The sequence below is a fragment of the Burkholderia sp. JPY481 genome (assembly GCF_038900515.1).
In the GTDB taxonomy this organism is placed as follows: Bacteria; Pseudomonadota; Gammaproteobacteria; order Burkholderiales; family Burkholderiaceae; genus Paraburkholderia; species Paraburkholderia youngii.
Genome location: NZ_JAYMRT010000212.1, coordinates 1 through 255, shown reverse-complemented (window position 1 = coordinate 255; position 255 = coordinate 1). Strand labels below are relative to the sequence as shown.

Here is a 255-nt window from a genome sequence, read left to right as displayed (position 1 = left end):
CGCTGCCTGCCGCCGGCGGCTCGGCTGACGGCGACAGACACTGCGGAACATCTCGCACCAGAAACGCTGCATCACCGGCTTGCAAGCGGATGCTGTGTGCCGCCCGTTCCGGTCCGGCTGCGACATGTAGCCAGCACTCGCCATACAGCACGACATGAAAGCTGGCGAGGTGACGGCCTGCCGTCGATGCTTGCCACGTGCCGCAGTACTGCCCAACGTGAAACACCGTGCTCTTTAGTTCGAGACTGGACAGCA

The 255-nt window shown here is 63.5% G+C and carries 1 protein-coding gene; it reads right to left on the bottom strand.

What is annotated here, in order from left to right; all coding sequences use genetic code 11:
* On the bottom strand, positions 1 to 253 hold a 253-nt coding region (locus VSR82_RS40395; protein WP_498858963.1), incomplete at its 3' end, for a cupin domain-containing protein.
* Positions 254 to 255: the final 2 nt, after the last annotated feature.